This is a genomic window from Rufibacter sp. JT3400010 (genome assembly GCF_054956755.1).
On the sequence record NZ_JBUDXA010000019.1, the window covers coordinates 18121 to 37871 of the forward strand.

Here is a 19751-nt window from a genome sequence, read left to right on the forward strand (position 1 = left end):
ATCCGGAGCCTATGCGATTAAACATCTTCCAGGAAGATCAGAATTACTGTTTCTATAAGAATGATGAGGAGGAACCCTATCTAAATGCGAGAGTTGGTTGGGTACCCTCCAATAAGGCAATAGCCAGTATTTATAAAATTTGGGACAGACCTATAGCAATCATAAAGCAGGGGAAGGGGCAAAAGCTGTGGGAAAAGGGAAAGGTAACCTATTTGCTTCAACTAATGGAAGGAACGGTTGAGGTAATTATAGAAAGCGCCTGGAAAGGCCATTGGTCTTTTGAGTATAAGGGCTTTCAATACGACTTCTACATGCACAATGGCTACAAGAAATCCTTATTTAAGGATGGGGAACAAGTCGCGAAGTTTGATGCGCGAGAACATTATCCATTGCCTCCTAAAAAGGCCTTCATAGTAGCCAACAATGATGAAGATGATATTTTGCTGCTTTGTTTATTCCTACTCTATGACAAAGAATCAGCTTTAGACTCTGAGCTGCCAAGGAACAGCGCATTTTTAGGAAGAGGTGTGCGAGAAAGTGATCAATACTGGTTTCCTAAAAGATAGAATATACAATTGAACCAAGTGTTATTTTGTTGTGCGTTGAGTTAGCGCCAATCTCTATGCACAACAACAGAGTTAATTTGGTCCACTACACACAACCGCAAAAAGATTCATGAGAGTTACGTATATCTTATTTGCCACTGTTGCTTTCCTGGCCGCCTGTACCACAAAGCAGGAGCCCCAAGCTGAAAACAGCAATGTCTCGCCAGTAGAAGATAGCGCAACCGTTGCTTCGGTTGTTACTCCTGATAGTACCAAACAACAGGTATTACAAGGAGATACAGATAAAGCCCAAGCCTTTCTTGCTTTGTTCAAGCCCATCAACCCGCGAGAGTTCCATGCCTATTCACCGGAGTTTAGTGGTGATTTGAAAGTGTTGAATAAGCAGTTTGAGGGAGTACCTATTGATGCGAAGAAATACCAAAGCCTGCTTAAAGGAGATGCTGTTCCTTATTTAAAGAGCATTGTAGAAGGCTATGGCGGAATCTTCGCCATTGGCAAGTTTGATATCACTTCTCAGTATACCGGGCTGGTAGTTCGGCAGCGAAGTCAATATAGTGATACTCAGCTTGCTTTAATGCTGTGGGATAGGCAGAAGAAGGAGGTGGTAAATGGGCTGGAACTGGCAGATATGTTTGGAGACGAAGGCTGGTTTTTCGATACCGAGAGCTGGATGACAGAATTTGTGCCGAACCAAAAGCTGGTAATTGTTTCCAGAACAAAGAACTTTGAACCCAATGAGGACTTTACTTCTGGTACGGTCACAGATTCTATGAAGATAAGCCAATTTAGCAAAGGAAAATTTAGCACAAAAGTGACCACTTCCCTTGATACGGCTAACTTCAAACTAAAGCGTTGGTAGCAATAAACGTAGACCGGGTGTTCTTGAATCAGCAGAGAGTTAACTAGTGTACGATGCGTTTTAGGGCTGTTTTCAGAAAATCAGTACTGAAACAGAATTTGCTGGTTGTCCTTTGTTGTGCGTAGAGTTAACGCAGCGCTCTACGCACAACAAAGGACAACCAATCTCCCGATTGGCATTAGTTAGCAATCCACAACTATTCAATCAGTACTACCGGTACCAGCTCCTGCGTGCCTGCATAATCCCGGGCACTACTGTAAAGGTAGGATTCAGGTTCTTCCACCCAACCGTCTTTCACCGGATTCTAAGGTATGTACTGAAACTTCTGGTCCATAAAGGTATTGCTGGCCAATTCCTCGGCATGATTGCTTTGCTGCCAGAACTGGTAGCTGGTGTTCCGGCTGTTGCTTTTGGTGGCAATGGCGAACTTATCATGAAGCCATTCTCTCCGGCTTTCCGCTTTATCTTCTATTTCCCTAAAGATTTGCTGCGCAGTATATTTCTTTAGGTCTCTGATGATATCTGATAACTGTGTTTTTTCCGGTTCTTTGGCAGAAATGATAAGGTGCGCGTGGCTCGTCATGAGGCACCAGGCATGTATTTGTAATCCTTTGTTAGTGATGCAAAACCTTAAGCTTTCCACGAAAATTTCTTTGTACTTGGCTCTGATGAACACGTATATCCAAAATACCACAGAGAAAGTTACGAAGTACATACCTTCCGGATTTTGCATGTGGTAGGGGCGGGGAGATAGGATCCTGGTGACCGGATTTTAGGTAGAGTTGTTTACGTGTAACGCCAATCGGGAGATTGGCTGTGCCATGGTGCCTAAAGCGCTGGCGCTAACTCTACGCACAACAACAACAACAACAACAACAACAACAACAACAACAACAACAACAACAAGCGTTTCTCCAAAGACCTCGTAGCGTCCAGAGGACCTGCGAGCGTATGTGCCAAAATCGTTTCAAGCCCTTTTACTCAAAATCAGACCTAAGACAGAAATATCCGGCGCTACTCCAAATCCCACCACAAACTAGTAACTTGTGAGGTCAATAACTGAAACTGTTTTCCGTTTATCACCTGATATGGATTTAACTGAACCACGAATCCCGGAGGCACCTGCTTCAACGGGGCATCCTAAGCAGCTCTACATGCTCTTCTTCACCGAGATGTGGGAGCGCTTTTCCTTTTATGGCATGAAGGCCCTTTTGCTGGCCTACATGATCTCTGAGCTCAAGTTTGATGAACCGAAAGGCTACGCCATCCTGGGCTCGTACGCGGCGTTGGTGTATACCATGCCTATGTTTGGCGGCATGATGTCTGACCGGTTTCTGGGCGGGCGCAGAGCCGTGATGTACGGCGGTGTGCTCATGGCTATCGGGCATTTGGTGTTGGCGTTGCCGCAGGACTGGAGTTTCTTCTATGGCATGGCATTCATCATCTGCGGGAACGGGTTCTTCAAACCCAACATCTCCAGCCTGGTAGGTACGCTCTATTCAGACAACGATCCGCGCAAAGACAGTGCTTTCTCCATCTTCTACATGGGCATCAACATTGGGGCGGCGCTGGGCGGATTGTTGTGCGGGTACGTGGGGCAGCAAATCAACTGGCACTACGGCTTCGGGTTGGCAGGCTTGTTCATGGTGCTGGGACTGGTGGTGTTCGCTATCGGGAAGAAATCGTTGGGTGATCGCGGGCTGCCGCCGAATCCCACCTTCCTGAAAGCTGGGGTGTTCGCGGGCATCAGCCGGGAGGTGATCATTTACGTGGGAACCTTGCTGGTGATTCCCTTGATTGTGGCGCTCTTCCACAATTACGAGGTCATGGATTACATCATGTTTGGGCTGGGAGGGTTATCAGTGGTGTACATCCTGACCTTCGCCTTGAGAATGGAGGCCGAGGTCCGCAACAAGTTGTTTGCCGCGTTGATCATGACGGTTTCTTCCGCTTTGTTCTGGGCCTTCTATGAACAGAATGCGGGTTCGCTCAACTTATTTGCCATGCGGAACGTGGACATGAACGTGGCCGGAGTGTCGTTGCCGGCGCTGGCGGTGAACAATTTCCTGCCTCCGGCCTGGGTCATTGCCCTGAGCTTCCTGTTTTCAAGATTATGGCCGTTCCTGAACCGCAAAGGCATTGAGCCAAACACGCCCAGCAAGTTCGGGTTTGCCTTTGTGTTGATGGGCATTGGGTTCTACGTTTTCTATCTGAGCTGCGCCGCCAATACAGATACCGGGTACATTCCCTTGCTGGCCTTCATGGCCGGGTACTTCTTTATCATCTGTGGCGAGCTTTGCCTGTCGCCCATTGGTTTGTCCATGATCACCAAGCTTTCCCCTGCCAAAATCGTGGCTCTCATGATGGGGATCTGGTTTTTCGCCAGTGCGGTGGGTGAGTTTTTGGCCGGGAAAATAGGGGCCTTGATGAGTGTGCCTACGGATGTGGTAGATAATCCGGTTCTTTCCCTGCCTTACTATGCCACCATCTTGAACCAAATTGGGCTATGGTCTTTGGGCATAGGAGTGGCGTTGCTGTGCCTTGGTTTCTTTATTAGGAGGCTGATGGGCGATGTGCGCTAATATTCTCAACAGGACCTGAAAACGGGAGCTGGAATTTTTTTCGGCTCCCGTTCTTTTTTCTAACTTACCAATTCCAACCACACCAAAACCCGAACGAACGATGGAGTTAAACCAAAAGCTACTACGGCAGTTTGAACAGGAAGCCGCCAACACCAGAAAAATGCTGAAACAGGTACCCGAAGAACATTTCGACTGGAAACCGCATGCCAAAAGTATGTCCCTGAAAGCCTTGGCTGGTCACATAGCCGAATTGCCGGGTTTGTTCATTGCCAATGTGTTGCAGTCAGAGGGTTTTGATTTCAGTTCCCAAAAGTACACTCCCTTTGCTGGCACCACCCACCAAGAGTTGATGACATTTTTTGAGGAAAACTACCAAAAAGCCGTAAAAGCACTGGATAATACCAACGTAGTGGAGATTGCGAAACCCTGGACACTGCGCAGCGGTGAACACGTCATTTTTACCCTGCCCCGGCAAGCCGTCATCAGGACAGTGGCTATGAACCATTTCATCCACCACCGCGGGCAGTTGAGTGTGTACTTGCGCCTGTTAGATGTACCAGTGCCGGGCATGTACGGCCCATCCGCTGACGAAGGCTTCGGCGGTTAATCGTTACTTTTTACCAGACATTTTTTCACAGAAATAATAGAAGCTGTTTTGGGGCTGTTTTACCGAAAGTTGGCCTCAAACAGCTTCTTCCTTCTTTGTATTGCCCATGAAAAAGCCCATTCTCTTACTGCTGTCGCTGGTTTGCGTGGCAATCACTGGTTTTAGTCAAAACAAGCCCATGGAATTGCCGCTGTATGAGGGTAAAATCCCGAACGAGGTGCCCGGGGCCAACCTGGAAAATATAGAGGTGCGGCCAAACAAATCCCTCAGCATTACCAAGGTGCGGAAACCCACGCTAACGGTGTTTCTGCCCGCCAAAGAAAAAGCCAACGGAACGGCCGTGATCATTTGCCCGGGCGGTGGGTATGCCAAACTAGCCTTCAGCCATGAAGGAACAGACGTGGCGCAGAAACTAGCCGAACAGGGCGTGGCCGCGTTCGTGGTGAAGTACCGGTTGCCAGATGCCGCGGTTACGTCTAATCCAGAAATCACGCCGCTGCAAGATGCCCAGCAGGCGCTGTATCTGGTGCGCAAACGCGCGAAGGAATACAACGTCAATCCCCAGCGGGTGGGCATCATGGGCTTTTCGGCGGGCGGACACCTGGCTTCCACCGCGGGCACGCACTTCACCCAAACCCACATCCAGAATCCTGAGAACCTTTCCATTCGGCCTGATTTCATGTTGTTGATCTACCCGGTCATCAGCAGTGACCCGGCGGTGTGGCACAGAGGTTCTTTTGACTTGTTGCTGGGCAAAGAGGCCTCTGCTGACAAACGCCAGGCTTATTCCAATGACAAGCAAGTGACGCCCCAAACGCCACCTACCTTTTTAGTGCATGCCTCTGATGATAAAACGGTTCCGGCCCAAAACAGCATTCTGTTTTACCAGGCCCTGCTCCAGCATAAAATTCCGGCGGAGCTGCACATCTATCAGCGGGGAGGCCACGGTTTCGGGCTGAACAATAACACTACCAAAGATCTGTGGTTTGAGCGGTGCCTGAATTGGTTGAATAGCAACGGATTACTAACTTCTTTAAAACAATAAGAAGCCTCACGGGTTATACATTGGAAAGGGGTTTTACTTTCCTGGCAAGTGACTCATCTGTCATGGGGTAAGTGATATTCCTAACATTTGTTAGTTTATTTTAGGGGTAATGGCATTAATACGTACGTAGAAAGCGTTACCTTTCCAAGATGTTATGGATTTGATTGACGATTTACGTTGAGATAGCTCTATAGCCTTTTTCAACTTAAATCGTCTGTATGGCCACACCCAAATTCATAGCACCCTCTACTTCCTTTTACTTTGAGCTGAAGAAGCGCACCAACGCCTATTTTGAAGAGAAAGGAAGCCACCCCTCGGGAAATTACAAACTCTACATCAAAGCTGTGGTACTGGTCTCCAGTCTGGTACTTTTATACACGCATCTGGTTTTTTTCACCCCACCTGTTTGGCTCGCCCTTATTGAGTGTATTGTGATGGGCGGCGTTACGGCGGCCATCGGGTTCAATGTGATGCATGACGGCGGGCACGGCAGTTTCAGTAAAAAGAAATGGCTGAATGAACTGGCCGGCTTGTCTTTGAACATGTTGGGCGCCAACATCCACATGTGGACCACCAAGCACAACGTCATTCACCATACCTACACCAACATTGACGGCGTAGACGATGACCTGGACGCCAAACCGTTCCTGCGCCTCTGCGAAAACCAGGAGCACCTGAAAATTCACCGTTACCAGCATTTCTATTTCTGGGGCGCGTATGCCATGCTGTACCTGTACTGGGTTTTCTTCACCGACTACCTGAAGTACTTCACCCAGAAAGTGGGCGATATTCCTATCAAGAAAATGACCCGCAAAGACCATCTCTCTTTCTGGATGTTCAAAGGGATGCACTTCATTTTGTTTGTGTTGGTGCCTATTTACACCGTGGGCTTTTTGCCTTGGTTGGTAGGCTTTCTGGTGTACTGCATGTTCACTGGTTTGGTCATGAGCATTGTGTTTCAATTGGCCCATACCGTAGAGCACGCGCATTTCCCAATTCCTACCCAAACCACCAACCGCATTGAAGACGAGTGGGCGCTGCACCAACTGAAAACCACGGCCAATTTTGCCACCAACAACAAGGTAGTGTCCTGGTTAACCGGCGGCCTGAATTTCCAGATAGAGCACCACCTGTTCCCCAAAATATCGCACGTGCATTACCCGGCCATCAGCAAAATCATCAAAGAAGCCTGCGACGAGTTCGGGGTCACCTACCATGAGTTCCCGAAGACCAGAAACGCCATCATGTCGCACATTTCGCATCTGCGGCAATTAGCCCTTCAGCCCGCCTTGGTGCAACAGTAGAGAAGTTGCCCTAATGAAACAAGAACCCTGCATTTGTTAAAAGTGCAGGGTTTTTATTTTAAGGCTGTTTTCTGGAAAGAGGAGCTAAAACGATGATGTTCCTCGGCATGCGTCAGAGACCGGTGCTTGGTCTCAACGTAATGTGTGGCTGTTGCTGCTGTTCGGGATTTGTAATCCGGAAGTGTGAATGGCTATTAGGTATAAATCTGATATAGCTGCTACTATGGCGCGGAAGTTACTTCCGTGACTTGAGATTATCCTAAGAGCAAGTCACGGAAGTAACTTCCGCGCCATAGTTAATATCTTCAGCAAAAAAGACCTCCATAGTTTTGCCGCTCAACTTTCTGTTTTACCTTTCCTTTTTCCAAAACAGCTATGAATTCAAACCTCCGTCGTCTACTGAAAATTGCCGAAAAAGAAAGAAGAACCATCATTGGGCTTATGTCAGGTACTTCGTTAGATGGGTTGGATGTAGCGCTTTGCGAGTTTACCGGGCACGGCACCCAGACGCAACTGGTGCTTCGGGAGTTTGAGACCATGCCGTATGATGCGGAGTTCAAGCAGCAGGTGAAGGCCATCTTTTCCAAGCGCGAAGTGGACTTGGAGCGGGTTTGTCTTCTAAATGCCCACATCGGGAGTTTTCATGCCGAGTTGATTAATGCCTGTTTGCAGAAATGGGGCTTGAAACCGGAGGAGGTAGACGTAATTGCCAGCCACGGCCAGACCATTTACCATGCTCCCGCGGCACAGCACCAGATAGATGGTATGCCCAATGCCACCTTACAGATTGGAGACGGCGACCACATTGCGGTGAAAACCGGCATCATCACGCTCAGCGACTTCCGGCAGAAGCACATTGCGGCTGGGGGCGAAGGTGCCCCGCTGGCGGTGTACGGCGATTACCTGCTGTTTTCCCAAAAAGGGCAAAATAGGATCATGCTCAACATTGGCGGCATTGCCAACTTCACCTTCCTGCCCGGCGACCTGGACACTACCCGCATCTTCTCTACTGATGTGGGACCCGGCAATACCCTCATGGATGCCTATGTGCAACAGACGTTCCCGGGCAAATTTTATGACGCTGATTCAGAAATTGCTCTGCAAGGAAAGTATGATCCCGCTTTGCTGGCGGCCTTGCTGGACCACCCGTTCTTTGCGTTAGGTTTCCCGAAAACCACCGGGCCAGAGCTGTTCAATCTTGCTTATCTGGAACAAGCCCAGAAAACATCTAACACCACCCACCTGTCTGCGCAGGATGTATTGGCTACGCTCAACCGGTTTTCGGCTACGGCCATTTGCGAGGCTATTACCCGTTCCACGCAGGAAGAGAACTTTGAGATTTTTCTGAGCGGTGGCGGCATGCACAATCCTTTGCTGCTCCAGAACATCACAGAACTGCTCTCGGGCGCCGTCATCAGAAATACCGCTGAATTGGGCGTGTCGCCAGACGCGAAGGAAGCGGTCTTGTTTGCCACGCTGGCCAATGAGTGCCTGGTGGGGGAGAAGATTGATTTCGGGACGGGGAAGCAGAGTATTCCCTCGGTGCAGATGGGGAAAATCAGCCTGCCTTAATCCTTTAAATATTGCTAGTATATAGAAGGAATAGTATATGATGCTGTTCCCTAATTTAGTACCTTGGGTAAGCCCTCGTTCTGGTTGGTCTTCTTACCCGCAGGCATGCACATGCCTTTCTTTTACCGGGGTAAAAAGCGCGCAACTTGCTTCTCTGCTGTGAATGAAGCTGGTGTTCTAGCCAGGCTTCTCCTCTTCTTGTGTTCTTTTTAGTTCTTCCTAACTCCTTTCTTATGAGAAAAATGTACTCCATGAAACGGGCTAAGATGAAGGCTGCTTTCTGGTGTGTGCTCCTGCTGAGCATGCTCCGTCAAGTGCCCGCATTTGCCCAAACCAATTACACCGTCACGGGAGTGGTAACCGATGCCCGAACCAGAACGCCTTTACCCGGCGTGGTAGTGAAGTTCCAGAACGGCAATAACGCCAATGCGACCGCTACAGATGGCAGTGGTCGGTACAGTTTGGCAGCCACCCTTCCGGCCGGTTCTCATCCGCTAACGTTTACGTACATCGGCTATTCTCCCTTAACCAGATCAGTGACGTTAGGGGCTGCGTCTGCCGTTTCTCTGGATGTACAGCTGAGCGAAGATATTGTGGGTTTGGATGAGGTAGTGGTAACGGGTACTTCGGTGGCTACTAGTAAAAAACAGCTCGGAAACGCTATTTCCACGGTTTCGGCCGCGGCGCTGGAGAACAGCGTAGCTACCTCAGTAGACCAGGCCTTGGCCGGAAAAGTAGCGGGGGCACAGATTACCCAGAACTCCGGGAACCCCGCCGGGGGCATTAGTGTGCGCCTGCGCGGTACCAGTACGGTGGTGGGGTCCAGCGACCCGCTGTACATAGTGGACGGCGTGATCATCAACAACAGTTCCCCTGAACTGCTTGACCTGGGCGGCTATGCTCAGAACCGTCTGGTGGACATTAACCCTGCTGACATTGAGCGCATGGAGATCATTAAAGGCGCGGCGGCGGCGGCCATTTACGGTTCACGGGCCAGCAACGGGGTGGTGCAGATCTTTACCAAACGCGGAAAAGAAGGAAAACCGAAAGTGGCGGCTTCTACGCAGTTCAGGGTAAACGAGGTCCGGAAGAAACTGGAATACAACGACTACCCGTACCGGTTTGTGAACACCACCGCCACTGACTTAACCCAGGAACCCGTGCAGCGCTATGACCTGCAAGACCTGATTTTCCGGACGGCGTATGGCACGGAGAACAACGTGTCAGTGTCTGGGGGAACTGCCAACACACAATATTTCCTGAGCGGCAATTACCTCAAAAACCAAGGCATTGTAGACAATTCTGAGTTTAACCGCGGCGGTGGTCGCTTGCGGATTGATCAGACGTTGAATGATTGGTTGTCGGTTTCCTTGGGTGCCAATTACGTGATCAGTACCAGTCAGGAAATCCCGAACGGGGGTTTGTTGGAGACCTATGGTGCATTAACCGGCTTTATTTTCAGTAACAACTACATCAACCCAGATCCGGTAAACGGGGTGTATCCGTCTACCGCCCCAACTTCTATCTTAAGAAGAACCAATCCGCTGGAAGCCATTAACCGCTTTGATTTCCGGCAGAGAACCAACCGCTTTATTGGGGACTTCCAGGTAATGATGACGCCTATTACCGGCCTGAATATCAACTACACGCTGGGCTACGATAACTCCACCCAAATTGCGACCGGGTTCATTCCGGTGGGGAATACCACGCCTTCTTACAACACCGGGTTTTCGCGCCGGGCAGACAGAACCTCGTACCTGGTGAACAATGACCTGAACGTTTCCTACAGAACCAGACTGGCAGATTGGTTGGAGTCTACCACGGGTGCCGGGGCTACGGCACAGGTGGAGAAGAATTACTCAACCGGCATTACAGCTACCCAGTTAGGGCCCATTGCACAGACCATCAACAACGGGGCTACCATTGTTTCCAGCGAGTTAAGAAGCGACATCAACATCTTGGGTTTCTTTGCGCAGCAAACCTTCGGGATTGGTGACCGCCTGTTCCTGACCGGGGCCGGACGCTATGACGTTTCCTCCATCTTCGGGAGCGAGAACCGGTGGCAGTTTTACCCCAAAGTGAGCGGTAGTTACCTCATCTCCAATGAAAAGTTCTGGCAACCCATCAGCAAGTACATCCCTACCTTGAAACTGAGAGCCTCTTACGGACAGGCGGGTAACTTAACGGCCATTGGTGCCTATGACCGCTATACCAACTACACGCCGGTTTCCTTGCCCGGTCTGCCCGGCGTCATTTCTTCCACCCAACTCGGCAACGCCGACATTAAACCCGAAAGACAAACCGAAACCGAATACGGTGTAGATATGAGTTTGCTGAACGGGCGCTTGGGGTTTGAGTTCTCTTATTACCAAAAGGATGTAAAAGACCTCTTGCTGTTTGTGGGCTTGGCCCCTTCCTCGGGGTTTGTGAACCAGTACGCCAACATCGGCACGTTGAGCAACAAGGGCTTTGAATTGCTGGTAACGGGGGCTCCCATTCAGAACGAGAACTTCAAATGGACTTCCACCATCACATACTCCAGAAACAAGAATGAACTGAACAACATCCCCGGTGGTCTGCTCACGTTTGCGGGTGGTTTCGGGCAGGTGGCGGCGGTGAACGGTTCACCCATTGGGTCGTTTTACAGCACCTATTTTGCTAGAAACGAAGATGGTTCTTTGCTCTTAACTCCGGCCGGGTTGCCACAACCGGAAAGGGTGGGGCGTACCGCGGCAGGACAGCCTACCGGTGCTACCAGAAGCAAAGTGATTGGTGATCCTAACCCAGACTGGACCGGTTCTTTCATCAATGAACTGAATGTGGGCAAAGGCCTTTCGTTTAGGGCGCAGCTAGATGCTTCGTATGGCTTTGATGTGTTCAACTTCACCCGACGGGTAGGCGAGCGCGATCTGTACGGCGGCCTGGCCGGATATGAGCCCGAACTGAGAGGCGAAGTGCCCAAAGGAACCTCGGCGGCTTTGTTCGGGATTTTCGAAAACTACATTGAAGACGGCTCTTTCATTAAGCTGAGAGAACTTTCCATGTCCTATGACTTTGCGCCCGCGTTCCTGGGCAACCGGAACGTGCGCCTGACTCTGGCTGGTCGCAACCTGTTTTCTATTGATGACTACAGCGGCTATGATCCAGAGATCAATGCCGCCGGACAAACCACTGCGGTACGCGGCTTTGACTTTGTGGAAGTGCCCATCCCCAGAACCTATGCGCTGAGTATCAATGTGTCGTTTTAGTCTTCCTCATCTCCAAAATGAATTCACATGAAAAATAGAACATCATATTTTAAGATAGGGATACTGGCGGTCGGTCTGCTGTTTACCAGCAGTTGTGAGCTGGATATTCCCAACCCCAATGCCGCCAGTGACCTGGAGGTGCTCTCTTCCCGTGACGGCATTATTGCTTACAGCGTGGGTTTGCGGCAGTTCTATTCCACCTCGGGCGTAGAAGCTGCTTACCTGTACCCGGGCGTGACCGGCCGGGAGCTGAAAGGCGTAGCCACTTTTACCAACATTCTGGAGTTGGAAGCCGGAGGCTCGGCGCTGCCCACGTTTAACGGCAATATTCTGGGAATCTGGTCCAGAATGCAGCGCACCATGAGCATGAGTGAGCAGATTCTGGAGAACGCCCCCAACATTCCGGACCTGACCGGCGGAACCTTAAGCGGTATTCTGGCCCAGGCGCATTTGTTCAAAGCCATGGCCTTGGGTACGCTCTACATTGCCTTTGAACAAGCCAACACCGAGACCAGCCGAACAGGTGCTGTCACGTTCAGACCCCGCACCGAAGTATTGGCTGCCGCCATTTCACACCTGGACCAGGGAATCGCCTTGCTGAACGCCACGCCGGTTTCGCAGGAATTTACCACCCTGGTAACCGGAACCGCCTTTGACCTGAAGAACACGCTTTACGCCTACAATGCCCGATTCAATTTGTTTGCCGGTAATTATGCGGCGGCACTCACCAACGCCAACCTGGTAGACCTAACCAAGCGATCTGAGTACGTGTACAGCACGTTAAGCCCGAATCCCATTTACAACAACCTTTTCATTCTGAATTACTTCCGGCCCCGGGATAGATTTGGGTTGCCGGCCGGGTTGTTTGAAGCCGGAGATGCTCGCTATAACTTCTATCTGACCACCCCAGATGCCGTGGTGAACGGCGACCCGGTGAAAACCTTGCGGGGCTTTTTTGCCACTCAAACTTCCAGCATTCCGGTGTACCTCACAGATGAAATCAAGCTGATCAAGGCCGAGGCAATTCTCAGAAGCAACGGCAACCTTAATGAAGCACTTGCTTTGATCAACGAAGTAAGAACCCAAACATCAGGAGATCCTTTCGGGGTGAATGCTGCTCTGCCCGCCTACAGCGGAGCGATTACAAGAGAAGCCTTGTTGCTGGAAGTGTACAAACAGCGCTCCGCGGAGTTATACCTCACAGGCTTGAAATGGGAAGACAGCCGCCGGTTCAACCGTCCTGCCCCACCTACCACCACCGAAGAGCGCAACCGCAATTTCTACCCGTACCCAGATCAGGAACGGTTAAACAATCCTAACACACCACCTGACCCAGCTATCTAAAAAATAAAAGAGCGGCCCACCGGCCGCTCTTTTATTTTGGGTATGTTTTGGCGGAAACTGCCTTGATACTGGTATAGCGTATGAGGTACCAACTGCGCTTATTCAAAGGTGATTCTCCCCTTGAGGGGAGATAAAGAGGAGAGGGTACACCTTGCTAAGTGTTGTGAGTGGAGAGTTACCCCAAAAACATGATTCTAAAATGTGTGATCGGCCGATGTAAACACCCCTCTTCGCTCCCCTCAAGGGGAGAATCCTCTCCTTGTTCTATCCCCTGACAGACCAAGGAGGAGAAATTTATGGGATTTAATGAATGGGAGGAATAACGGCTCAATGGAAAAGCTTTTGGCATTGGTGTAGAAGGCATGACCGCATTTTATACCTAATTATAAATTAAGTACTTGTGAATGAAGATATTACTTAAGAATGGGTATTGATTTAAACTTCTCCCCAAAGTAATATTACCTAGTGCTCGCTGGCGCTCCCTAATGCCTCCCTAAGAGAAAGTAGTATTGAAATAGCTCCCCATTGCCGAGAAAGCCTACCAGAAAGTAAAACGGAGGTCCAGCATTGTAGCGGTCACAAACTGAGGCAAAACAGATCGCGACCAGTTTAGAAAGGTAGTCCGGCAAATCATGTTTGAGAACGGAAGGGATTTTGTTCAGAAATGGATAGAAGGCACCTTCCAGGTATGAGCGATTTTTTCTAAAATACCCTTAAAACATACGTTCATGTTTGAGTTTAGAGAAGAGCATCTGATACAGCTCTTTGAGCAGAACAGTTTTGAAGTGCCCGTAAAAGGAATGGTATTCTTTGGCTTGCGGGGCTGCCTTCCCATTGATTTGGATGATTATACCTTTAGTCACAAACACTTGTTGCAGGTGGCTAACATCAACTACCTGAATCCCAGGTGTACCCTGGGCCAGTGGGTGCCTGGTAAAGGAATAGCGGTTTTTCCGGGAAGTACCGTGCCTGCCCAATCGCTGGTCTCCAAGGCTAAAGTACGGAACGGGGTAGGGGCCAACCAACTGCTGACCGGCTTTTACCATGATTACCGCAAAGGCGTGCATCACGCAGGAAGCAAGTCGGGGCACGAGGCGTTCCGGCAGGTGAACAAACTCCCCATCCGCCGTACCACCGATGATCTGGATTTTGACGTCCATGACCGGGTGGAGTATATGTCTCCCTTTGATAATCTGCATAGCGCCTGGAGTATGGGCGTGAGCGACAGCTATTCCAGTGCCGGTTGCCAGGTAGTAGTAGGTTATCCCAAATGCAAGAGCCGGAAAAACCTGCCTAACACAGGTGCCTGGAAGGTTTTCCATGCCAATGCCTATGCCCTAGCCCAGGACAGCTTTTCTTATATGTTGCTGGATGGCCGCGATGCCCAGAAAGTAGCTCTTAACGAAGCCAAAACGTTAACCAGGCGTCTCCGCTATGGGTCACAGGGAGAATTGGTGCGCAAACTTCAAGAGAAACTGCGCGAGAAGAAATTTTATGAAGGTAAACTAGACACGGATTTCGGGCCGAGGACCCTCATGGCGGTGCTAAATTTCCAAGCGGCACATTTTGGCCTTGAAGGCAGCGATGGCGTGGTTGGCCCCAACACCGCAGATGCCCTCAACTTTACCCTTCCTCCCCTTCATCTCCTTAAACCTGATTTGGAGCTGATCAGTGAACCCAGCAGCAACATCTTTTCTGAATTGCATAATCCAGTGCAGTAGGAGGTGGAACGAACAGCCTGTTTTTATAGCGATTTACCAAAAACGCATCATAATAGATGTGTAATCCGCCGCGGCTTGAAGTGAGAATTTTACTACTAAGTCATGTAGATAAGCTCTCATTCAGTTAGCATCCTAAACCACCGCCTCCTTTGTCTGTCCCCTGACAAACCAACTTATAAAGAATCGCACACATAGGCAACGTTGTACATTTTGTCTGTCAGGGGACAGACAAAGAAGAAAGTGGTGCGTAGTTAAAGCGATTTGGTAGAAGATAATTCGCATAGCAGCGTAGTCTGTGTCTTGCCATAAAACCAGAACCCCCACGCTGATTTCAGTGTGGGGGTTCTGGTCTTTGCCTGTTTCCTTGAAAAAAGGCCTGAAATGACCGGATTACAATTGCTTCTGCTGCAGGTAGCGCTCAAAGAACTCGTAGGTGCGCAGCATCTGGTCTATGCGTTGGCGGTTGTTGCCGGCGCGGGTGATTTCGTGGGTGGCACCAGGGTGGCGCACGTATTCTACGGGGCGGTTCAGGACTTTGAGGCTTTTGTAGAGCATTTCGCTTTGGATCACGCCGGTGCGCAGGTCATTCTCGCCGTGGAAGATGATGAGCGGGGTAGTGATGTTCTGCACGTAGGTCAGGGGTGATTCGCTCTGGATGATGGCTTTGTGGGCTTCTTCCCACGGGTAGCCGCCAAAGTAATTGGGCACCAAACGCCAGGCGTTTCCTTCCCCGAAGAACGTGCTCAGGTCATAGACGCCGCGCTGCGAACAAGCCGCTTTGAACCGTTTGTCATGGCCCAGAATCCAGGACACCAGATAGCCGCCGTAAGAACCGCCCGTAATAGCCAGACGAGACGTATCGGCCCAACCTTCAGCTACGGTTTTATCCAGGGCGGTGAGCACGTCGCTGGCCGGACCCGCGCCCCAGTCTTTGATGTTGGCGCGCATGAACTCCTCGCCGTAGCCGCCCGAACCGCGCGGGTTGGCATAGACCACACCGTAGCCTCTGCTGGTGAAGTACTGGTATTCATGCCACATGCTGTTTTCGCCGGGACCCCACATGGCCGTAGGTCCGCCGTGAATCTCTAGCAGGAGCGGGTATTTCTGGCCTTCCACAAAGTTAGTGGGTTTCATGACCCAGTACTCAATGGTCTGGCCTTTGGCGTTGGTGAAGGTGTGTTTTTCGGGTTGGCTCAGTTTCTTTTGGCTTACCCATTCCTGGTTGAAAGAGGTGAGCCGACGGACCTTTTTACCATCGGCGGAAGCCGCGTACAACTCATTGGGGTTCGCGATTTCGGTAATCACGTAGGCCAACTGATCTTTCCGGAGGTCAAAGGCCCCTACACCTTTGGTGAAATCGGTGAGGCGCTCCACGTTTTTCTTCTTGACATCGGCGCGGTTCAGAAGTACGCCGCCGTTGGAAGGTGAGGTGAAATACACGTATTTTTCGTTTTCGCTCCAGACCAGGTTGCTCTTGTTGCGGTCGTAGGGGATGGTGATCAGGTCTGTGGGGTTGCCGTTTACGGGCAGTACACCCAGTTTAGGAATGTTGACCTCGTTAGCCGTGCTGTACTGGAACGCCAGCCACTTGCCCGAGGGCGAAACGGTGCTGCCGGAGTACGACATGCCCTTTTTGCCGAGGAGTTGTCTCAGGCCGCTGCCGTCTGTATTGACCAGGTAAATGGCGGTTTCCTGCGAGCGAGTAGGGTTTTCGGTTTCATCTGAAGCAGCGTCAAAAATGATTTGTTTACCGTTGGGCAGAAAATCGGCGTTGGAACCAGAGACAAAACCAGCCGTCAGGGCTTTGGGCGTAGCGCCGGGCTTGGCGTCAATGATGAAAATATGCGAGAGGTTGAGGGCCGATGACGTGGTAGACTCTTCCTGGAACCGCAGTTGGTTAATGACTTTGGCTTTCTGGTCTTTCTCGTTCTGGTCCAGGTAGCCTCTGATCTCAGCCAGAGTACCATCTGGGTTAGGTTTAGCAGTGTTGGTGCGCAGGTTCTCGTTCTGGAAAAATCCCGGCTTCTCGTAGGACCATTTCGGCACGTCGCGGGTGGGGTTCAAGGTAGAATCTGTCAGTAACTCGTTCAACGCAATGCCCGAGGTGAAGAGCAACTGTTGTCCGTTGGGGCTCCAGCGCGGCTGACTGGCGCCGTACTTGTACTTGGTGAGTTGCACCGGTTCGCCCCCGGCGAAGGAAAGCAGGAAAATCTGGGGCTTGCCTTCCGTCACGCGCACAAAGGCCAGTTGTTTGCCATCGGGGCTCCAGGTGGGCTGGGTGGCGTTGCTGTTGCCGTAGGTGAGCTGACGCGGGGTCTGGCTTCCGTTGGAGGGCTGCAGGTGCAGTTGCGTGTTGTAGCGGAAATCGTTTTTCTTGTCGGGGTCTGGTTCAATGGTGGTCACGGTGAAAGCCACCTGTTTGCCATCTGGCGAGAGCGCCACCGCGCCTACCTGTTTGATCTTGAGCAGATCAGTGACCTGCACCAGGTTGTTGGTTTGCTGGGCCTGCACCCAGGAAAGACTGGCCCACCACAAAAGCAGAAAAGCCGCGAGTTGTTTTTTCATAGAGGAAGTAAAATTGGTCTTAGCATGGCCTTGGTCTGGAGCAGCCATTGCAGATTAAAGCTAAGAATTTAAGGTTAATTCTATGCAACTGCTGTGAAAATGGAAGAAGTAACTTACTGCCTATACCACAGCGCAGGAGCGACGTGCCGGTGGTTTTGGCCTTGTTTCTGGAAAATAGCTCTCAAACGGGGCAGCAATACTTTTAGAAGTAGAGGTTTAACCCTTCAAAAAGTTTTGACGCTACTAGAATTTAGTTTTACTTTGTAACGCAAAGTTCTTTATGAGGGTATAACCATCATTTGAGGAGAGAAGCCACCGGTTTCTCTTTCATTTTGCTTCGTGACTTTGTAATTCAAAGTACTATGAAATAGTAATAATAAACTTCATCTCTATCCTTCAACAGCACACCTATGAAAAAAAATGATTGGCTTCTCCTACTGGCTACTCTCGCTTTCAGTTTTCTATTCTATAATCAATCGGCAGGTATCAACTACTTTCTATTTACGGTGCTGCTGCTGGTACTTTTGGTCCTGCAAACGAGCAAAGAAGTATTTAAGCAAACAAGCTGGCGGCTGGTGGCCGGGGCGAGTATCCTGACGGCCCTGAACGTGGTGCTGGTAAATACCGGCCTGGCGGTGCTGCTGAATTGGTTTTCTTTGATACTGTTGGCGGGGTTCAGCCGGGTGCCGCAGGGCTCTATTTTCATAGTGGCGCTGCATTCAATGTATTCTTTGGCGGCTGGCTTCATAAAAACCTTGGTAGACAAGGTGGCGCCAGATGGGGAAGAGCAAGGCACGCATGCCTACTCTTTCTCCGTGTTGGGCAGGCAGCACGTGTACATGGTGGGGCTGCCCCTCTTGGTGTTCTTTGTTTTCCTGATGATGTACCGTAACGCTAGCGCGGGCTTTGAACAAGTGCTCAGCTACCTCAACGTTGACTTTATTTCGTGGGGCTGGGTGGGGTTTACCTGGCTGGGCGGAATGCTGCTGGTAGGATTTTTCAGGCCGCTGGTACTGCAGAACCTGGCGAGGTTAGATGAGGCCGCACCCAACCAGTTACGGCGGGTAAGGCAAACCGGCAGAAAACTGCAACAACTGCTAGGACTTAAATATGAGTACAAGACGGCTTTTCTGCTGCTGGTGCTGCTCAACGGATTGTTGTTGGTGTTTATCTTGTCAGATGCGTATTATGTGTTCATTGGAGAGTTACCCAGCGGGCAACGCTATTCCGATTTCCTGCACCAGGGAGTGTACACGCTTATCTTTACCATTCTAATGGCTATTGGCATATTGCTGTACCTGTTCCGGGGAAATCTCAATTTCTACAGCAAAAGCAAACACATCAAGTACTTGGCGTATGTCTGGCTGGGGCTCAACCTGCTGCTGGTTTGCCTTACCCTTACCAAGAACAGTATCTACATCACCGGCACAGGCCTTACCTACAAAAGAATAGGCGTGTATACTTATCTGCTGCTGACCGGCATTGGACTGGTGATCAGCTATATCAAGATAAGCCAGGTTAAAACCAACTGGTATTTGTTCCGGGTGAACGGATGGGCGGTGTACCTGGTGCTGGTGCTTCTGTCTACCCCGAATTGGGATCGCCTGATTACCCGCTACAACCTTATGTACGCCCAATCGCCGGACCTGGAATATCTGTTCACGTTATCCAACGCCAATCTGCCGTTGCTGTACGCCCAAACCAAGGCGACCACCCGCCCCTTCCACCCCGACCAACTGGACCGGATTGTCTCTTGGCGGGAGACCTACCTCAAGGAGCGCCAACAGGTAGAATGGCAGTCCTGGAACTACAATGATTGGCGGGTCACCAAAGAACTGCAGGAACCTGAAAACCTGTAATGTTGAGTAAAGCAACAAAAAAGGGGGAGATAAGGGGAGTTGCGCCCTTATCTCCCCCTTTTGCAAAATTTATTTTTAACAGACAGAGTCGTTCTCTAGTATGTGCCTGTTAACGTGCCTGGCTTATCTGTTGCAACAACTCTTCATCTGAGGTTTCTTCCAACCAGTTGCTGGGTAGTTCTAGACGTACGGTCTGAGCCTGACCGCTGGGCGTGCAGACCACGGTAACGGTGCCCTCTTCGGTTTCAGAGAGTTCGGCGGCTTTCTCTCCGGCTTTGCCCTGCAGACCCGCATACGCCTGTACGCAGGTCCAGGTGAGGTTCTCTTGGTCAGTTACTTCCCGTTGGGTCATGTTTTATGGAGTGATTGAGTGAATGAGAGATTGAATGAATTGGTGTAACGGAATTATGGAGGAAAAGATGAAGGCGGTGAAGAAAGAAGTCCCGTTTAGGAACTGATTTCTGAAAACCGGCTCCTAA

Annotated in this window: 14 protein-coding genes; 11 read left to right on the forward strand and 3 right to left on the reverse strand. The window is 50.3% G+C overall.

What is annotated here, in order from left to right; translation table 11 throughout:
* Positions 1 to 11 precede the first annotated feature (11 nt).
* Positions 12 to 566: a hypothetical protein gene (locus tag ACY0JR_RS15850; protein WP_462635097.1), complete on the forward strand. Its 555-nt coding sequence runs from the start codon at positions 12 to 14 to the stop codon at positions 564 to 566.
* Between the two features lie 109 nt (positions 567 to 675).
* On the forward strand, positions 676 to 1425 hold the full coding sequence (locus ACY0JR_RS15855) for a hypothetical protein (protein WP_462635098.1): 750 nt from the start codon (positions 676 to 678) through the stop codon (positions 1423 to 1425).
* Positions 1426 to 1729: 304 nt separating this feature from the next.
* Here the strand turns inward: ACY0JR_RS15855 and ACY0JR_RS15860 are convergent, their stop codons facing one another.
* Positions 1730 to 2158, reverse strand: a complete 429-nt coding sequence (locus ACY0JR_RS15860) for a transposase (RefSeq protein ID WP_462635099.1) — start codon at positions 2156 to 2158, stop codon at positions 1730 to 1732.
* Between the two features lie 355 nt (positions 2159 to 2513).
* Here ACY0JR_RS15860 and ACY0JR_RS15865 point away from each other — a divergent pair, with 355 nt between their 5' ends.
* The 8 genes from ACY0JR_RS15865 (at position 2514) to ACY0JR_RS15900 (ending at position 14848) form a co-directional block, all read left to right on the forward strand.
* Entirely contained in the window at positions 2514 to 4007 is a 1494-nt protein-coding gene (locus ACY0JR_RS15865; protein ID WP_462635100.1) for a peptide MFS transporter, read from the forward strand.
* A 100-nt stretch (positions 4008 to 4107) separates the two neighbouring features.
* On the forward strand, positions 4108 to 4614 hold the full coding sequence (locus ACY0JR_RS15870) for a DinB family protein (protein WP_462635101.1): 507 nt from the start codon (positions 4108 to 4110) through the stop codon (positions 4612 to 4614).
* Between the two features lie 106 nt (positions 4615 to 4720).
* Positions 4721 to 5659: an alpha/beta hydrolase gene (locus tag ACY0JR_RS15875; protein WP_462635102.1), complete on the forward strand. Its 939-nt coding sequence runs from the start codon at positions 4721 to 4723 to the stop codon at positions 5657 to 5659.
* 218 nt (positions 5660 to 5877) lie between these two features.
* On the forward strand, positions 5878 to 6963 hold the full coding sequence (locus ACY0JR_RS15880; RefSeq protein WP_462635103.1) for a fatty acid desaturase family protein: 1086 nt from the start codon (positions 5878 to 5880) through the stop codon (positions 6961 to 6963).
* Between the two features lie 375 nt (positions 6964 to 7338).
* Positions 7339 to 8535, forward strand: coding sequence for an anhydro-N-acetylmuramic acid kinase (locus ACY0JR_RS15885; RefSeq protein WP_462635104.1), 1197 nt, complete (start codon positions 7339 to 7341; stop codon positions 8533 to 8535).
* Positions 8536 to 8768: 233 nt separating this feature from the next.
* Positions 8769 to 11783, forward strand: coding sequence for a SusC/RagA family TonB-linked outer membrane protein (locus tag ACY0JR_RS15890; protein WP_462635105.1), 3015 nt, complete (start codon positions 8769 to 8771; stop codon positions 11781 to 11783).
* 27 nt (positions 11784 to 11810) lie between these two features.
* Entirely contained in the window at positions 11811 to 13127 is a 1317-nt protein-coding gene (locus ACY0JR_RS15895; RefSeq protein WP_462635106.1) for a RagB/SusD family nutrient uptake outer membrane protein, read from the forward strand.
* 728 nt (positions 13128 to 13855) lie between these two features.
* The gene (locus ACY0JR_RS15900) at positions 13856 to 14848 is read left to right on the forward strand and encodes a peptidoglycan-binding domain-containing protein (protein ID WP_462635107.1); all 993 of its coding nucleotides are present in this window, start codon (positions 13856 to 13858) and stop codon (positions 14846 to 14848) included.
* Between the two features lie 390 nt (positions 14849 to 15238).
* On the opposite strand, the gene ACY0JR_RS15905 is transcribed toward ACY0JR_RS15900, so the two are convergent.
* Positions 15239 to 17413 carry a S9 family peptidase gene (locus tag ACY0JR_RS15905; RefSeq protein ID WP_462635108.1) on the reverse strand — a complete coding sequence of 725 codons (2175 nt, stop codon included), beginning with the start codon at positions 17411 to 17413 and terminating at the stop codon, positions 15239 to 15241.
* A gap of 410 nt (positions 17414 to 17823) precedes the next feature.
* Here ACY0JR_RS15905 and ACY0JR_RS15910 point away from each other — a divergent pair, with 410 nt between their 5' ends.
* Positions 17824 to 19272 (forward strand): DUF4153 domain-containing protein, encoded by a 1449-nt coding sequence (locus ACY0JR_RS15910; protein ID WP_462635110.1) that lies wholly within the window; start codon positions 17824 to 17826, stop codon positions 19270 to 19272.
* Between the two features lie 109 nt (positions 19273 to 19381).
* Here the strand turns inward: ACY0JR_RS15910 and ACY0JR_RS15915 are convergent, their stop codons facing one another.
* Positions 19382 to 19624, reverse strand: a complete 243-nt coding sequence (locus ACY0JR_RS15915; RefSeq protein ID WP_462635111.1) for a hypothetical protein — start codon at positions 19622 to 19624, stop codon at positions 19382 to 19384.
* Between the last annotated feature and the right edge of the window lie 127 nt (positions 19625 to 19751).